A 4,261-nucleotide genomic window follows, 5' to 3' on the forward strand; every position below is an offset into this window, starting at 1 on the left:
GTAACCGGTGTTCTCCCCCCACATTGTCCTTCGCCGCCTAGTCTGTGATCGAGATTTCCATGGATGAAGAACGGGAGTTACTCCATGGAGACCTCATTGGAGTTTCTCACAACCAGGAAGCCTGGGCGTGAGGCTCACCGACATTGGCCTGACGAGATCAAGGCGAAGATCGTTTCGGAAAGCTTGAGGCCAGGCACGACGGTCAATGAAGTTGCGCAGCGCTATGGATTGCGAGCCAACAGCCTTTCCACCTGGCGGACGATGGCGCGGCAGGGCAAGCTGATCCTGCCAGCACCGGAGGATGCGATAGAGTTCGCGGCGGTGATCGTCGATCCGCCTGTTTCGGAACTGCCGCCTAAAATGCTCAGTCGTCCCGAGATCGTCCTCGGTCCCGTCACCATCCGTCTTGAGGAAGGTGCGTCTGCTGCCCGGATCGCCGCAATCGCGCGTGCCTTGGCGGCGGCGACATGATCTTTCCGTCGAACCGGGTGCGGATCATGGTCGCGACCAAGCCCGTGGACTTCCGCAAGGGCCACGACGGATTGGCGGCGCTGGTGAAGAATGAGCTGCACAAGGATCCGTTCACCGGAACGGTCTTCGTTTTCCGGTCGCGCAAGGCAGATCGGCTGAAGCTGATCTACTGGGATGGCTCCGGTATCGTCATGGCCTACAAAAGGCTGGAAGAGCACAGCTTCACCTGGCCCGGCATCAAGGATGGACTGATGACGCTTACCCACGCCCAGTTCGAAGCCCTGTTCGCAGGCCTCGATTGGCGGCGGGTTCATGCCGTCCAGACGAGACCGCCGCAGGCCATCGAATAGCTGCGGCACGATGACTCAGCACGGCAAATTCAGAAGGCAAAACCGCCTTCGATTTGGTAGCTTCCAGCCATGCTTGATGCCGCCGACCTTCCCGATGATGTTGCCGCCCTGAAGGCGATGCTGATCGCGGCGCAGGCACGCGAGGCGGCACAGGACTCGGCAATAGCCAGCAAGGACGAACATATCGCCCGCAAGAATGAGCGGATCGAACGGCTTGAGAAGCTGGTCGCAGCGTTCAAGCAGGCAGCCTTCGGACGCAAATCCGAGAAGATTGATCCCGATCAGTTCGACCTGGCACTGGAAGACCTGGAAACGGCGATGGCCGTCATCCATGCCGAGGATGAGGCGGACACTCCTGCGGCATACAGGATTACCAAGCCACGCGCGATCAATCGCGGCTCCCTTCCAAAGCATCTGCCGCGTATCGAAGAGGTGATCGAGCCGGAAAGCCTGATCTGCGCCTGCGGCGGTTGCCTGCATTGCATTGGCGAGGATGTCTCCGAGCGGCTGGACGTGATCCCGGCACAGTTCCGCGTGATCGTCACCCGTCGCCCCAAATATGCTTGCCGCGCCTGCACCGACGGTATCGTCCAGGCCGCAGCGCCAGCACGGTTAATCCAGGCAGGGCTGCCGACGGAAGCGACCGTCGCCCATGTGCTGGTCTCCAAGTATGCCGATCACCTTCCGCTCTATCGGCAGGCCCAGATCATGAGCCGCCAGGGCATCGATCTCGACCGATCAACGCTGGCCGATTGGGTCGGTCGGGCTGCCTATGAACTCCGGCCCGTCTTTGATGCACTGATTGCCGACCTGAAGCGCTCGTCCAAGCTGTTCATGGACGAGACCCGTGCTCCGGTTCTCGATCCCGGTTCCCGCAAAACCAAGACCGGATACTTCTGGGCGTTGGCGCGGGATGATCGTCCTTGGGGCGGCGGTGCGCCGCCAGGTGTCGCCTTCACCTACGCTCCCGGTCGCGGTGGCATCCATGCCGAACGGATATTGCAGGGTTTCTCCGGCGTCCTGCAGGTGGATGGATATGCCGGATACAACAGGCTGATCGCACCTGAGCGTGTCGGTCCAGACATTCAGCTCGCCTATTGCTGGGCCCACGCGCGGCGCAAGCTGGTGGAGATCACTCGCAATGGCTCAGCACCGATTGCCGAGGAAGGAGTGAAGCGGATCGGAGAGCTGTATCGCATCGAGGCCGAACTGCGCGGCCTTGATCCGCAGGCTCGTCTCGCTGGACGGCAAGAGCGGTCAGCGCCGCGTGTGGCAGAACTGCAGACCTGGCTTGTCCATCACCGCGCCCGCGTCGCAACGAAGTCGCCGCTCGGCGAGGCATTGGCCTACATCGCCAAATACTGGGATGGTCTGAAGCTCTTCCTGACCGATGGACGCATCGAGATCGACAACAACAGTATCGAGCGAACCATCAGACCTATAGCCCTCAATCGCAAGAATGCACTCTTTGCCGGGCACGATGCCGGGGCAGAGAACTGGGCCACCATCGCCTCGCTCATCGAGACGTGCAAGCTCAATTCGGTTGATCCTCTGGCCTATCTGACCGCTACACTCACCGCCATCGTGAACGGACACCGGCAGAGCCGTATAGCTGAGCTTTTGCCTTGGAATCATTCGATCTTGGAGCAGACCAAGAGGCAACAGTAGCGGGGCAGATGGCTGCGCGCGAATGTACGCAGCCACGTTGTTCAGTGCAGTGAGGCGCTTGCCGCAAGCCGCTCATCCTTGTCGTGCAGCGCGAAGCGGTCAATCATGTCGGCACTCGCTTCGTTGAAGCCGAGGACCTCGACCTCGTCGCCCGCCTGACGGAATTTTAATACGATCTTGTCCAACGCGCCAATTGCGGTGATGTCCCAGAGATGGGCCTTTGTCAGATCGATGATGATCCGCTTACCCTTATCCGTGAAGTCGAACGCATGGATAAAGGCTTCCGCCGACGCAAAGAAGACCTGCCCCACCACTGCATAGGTGACACTGTTTTGTTCGGCATCCTCCACGCGCGTGACCCTGAACAGACGGGCTACCTTACCAGCAAAAAAGATGCCGGACAGCAGGACGCCAACGATCACGCCTTTCGCCAAATCATGCGTTGCGACGACGGTGATGACCGTTGCCAACATGACGACGGAGGACGGAAGCGGATGGCGTCTCAGGTCGAGGATCGACCGCCAGGAGAAAGTGCCAATGGAAACCATAATCATAACCGCAACAAGCGCGGCCATCGGGATGATCTGGACGAGGTCGTTAAGGACGACAATCAGGAACAACAGGAAAGCACCCGCGACGAACGTTGAAAGCCGTCCTCGACCACCAGATGTTACGTTGATGACCGATTGTCCGATCATGGCGCATCCGCCCATGCCGCCGATCAGTGCCGAGGCGATATTCCCCGCGCCCTGTCCAACGCATTCCTGACTCTTGTTGCTGGGCGTGTCTGTCATGTCGTCGACGATCTGCGCGGTAAGCAGCGATTCCAGCAGGCCGACGGCAGCGAGCGTCACTGAATATGGGAAGATGATCTGGAGCGTCTCCCAGGTCAACGGAACTTGCGGAAGCATCAGGAATGGGATCGAAGACGGAAGTTCGCCGAGGTCGCCGACGGTGCGTAGGTCCATGCCAAACCACCACGCCATGGCCGTGAGGACCGCGATGGCCACGAGCGGCGATGGAATAGCCTTGGTCACGTATGGAAAGAGATAGATGATGGCGAGGCCGCCTGCGATCATCACGTAGGTAAGCGTCGGGACCCCTATGAGTTCGGGCAACTGGGCCATGAAGATCAGGATCGCAAGGGCGTTGACGAAGCCCGTAATGACCGAGCGGGAGACGAAGCGCATCACGCGGCCGAGCCTCAGCCATCCCGCGACGATCTGGATGACGCCCATCAAGATGGTGGCGGCGAACAGATACTGAAGACCGTGCTCTTTGACCAACGAGATCATGACGACAGCGGTCGCAGCCGTGGCGGCAGAGATCATGCCCGGCCGACCGCCCACAAAGGCCGCCACGCAGGCGATTGCGAAGGAGGCGTACAGGCCGACCTTGGGATCGACACCCGCAATCACCGAGAAGCCTATCGCTTCCGGGATAAGCGCGAGAGCGACGACGATACCCGAAAGCACGTCGCCACGGATGTTGGAGAACCACTCCTGACGGTAGTTTGAAAGAGTTCGCATGGGAGATTTTTCACAGTTGAGGCAACGGGCCGAGCGAAACTCGGTCCTCGAAAATGGAATAGGTTGCGTTGCTGTGTTGTCTGGCGGATCGGCGGCCAGAAGAGCCACCCGGAGTTTCACCGGGTCCTTGTGGATGACGCTAAGTAGCTCACGCAGTCCAATTTTGCAATTACGTCTCAGTCTGAACCCGCTCGCCACAAAAAATAGGCTGCGGCGTCAAGGTGCGGGTGTGACACCGGTTAC

Annotated in this window: 4 protein-coding genes and 1 other annotated feature; of the genes, 3 read left to right on the plus strand and 1 reads right to left on the minus strand. The window is 59.8% G+C overall.

The annotated features are described in order from the left end of the window. Nucleotides 1–84 precede the first annotated feature (84 nt). The 3 genes from C4N04_RS31700 (at nucleotide 85) to C4N04_RS31310 (ending at nucleotide 2,489) form a co-directional block, all read left to right on the plus strand. Nucleotides 85–471 (plus strand): transposase, encoded by a 387-nt coding sequence (locus C4N04_RS31700; RefSeq protein WP_245425689.1) that lies wholly within the window; start codon nucleotides 85–87, stop codon nucleotides 469–471. Beyond that, the gene (tnpB, locus tag C4N04_RS31705) at nucleotides 468–821 is read left to right on the plus strand and encodes an IS66 family insertion sequence element accessory protein TnpB (protein ID WP_141514321.1); all 354 of its coding nucleotides are present in this window, start codon (nucleotides 468–470) and stop codon (nucleotides 819–821) included. The genes C4N04_RS31700 and tnpB overlap by 4 nt, the downstream gene beginning before the upstream one ends. A 69-nt stretch (nucleotides 822–890) precedes the next feature. After that, on the plus strand, nucleotides 891–2,489 hold the full coding sequence (locus C4N04_RS31310; protein WP_097665357.1) for an IS66 family transposase: 1,599 nt from the start codon (nucleotides 891–893) through the stop codon (nucleotides 2,487–2,489). A 41-nt stretch (nucleotides 2,490–2,530) separates the two neighbouring features. Here the strand turns inward: C4N04_RS31310 and C4N04_RS31315 are convergent, their stop codons facing one another. Next, nucleotides 2,531–4,018: a SulP family inorganic anion transporter gene (locus C4N04_RS31315; protein ID WP_106797758.1), complete on the minus strand. Its 1,488-nt coding sequence runs from the start codon at nucleotides 4,016–4,018 to the stop codon at nucleotides 2,531–2,533. Nucleotides 4,019–4,092: 74 nt separating this feature from the next. Then, nucleotides 4,093–4,148, minus strand: a sequence feature (sul1 is cis-regulatory element that is thought to sense ions involved in sulfur or methionine metabolism; They are found in Alphaproteobacteria). Between the last annotated feature and the right edge of the window lie 113 nt (nucleotides 4,149–4,261).

Origin of the sequence: Rhizobium sp. H4, assembly GCF_003013335.1 — a bacterium.
Classification (GTDB): domain Bacteria; phylum Pseudomonadota; class Alphaproteobacteria; order Rhizobiales; family Rhizobiaceae; genus Rhizobium; species Rhizobium sophoriradicis.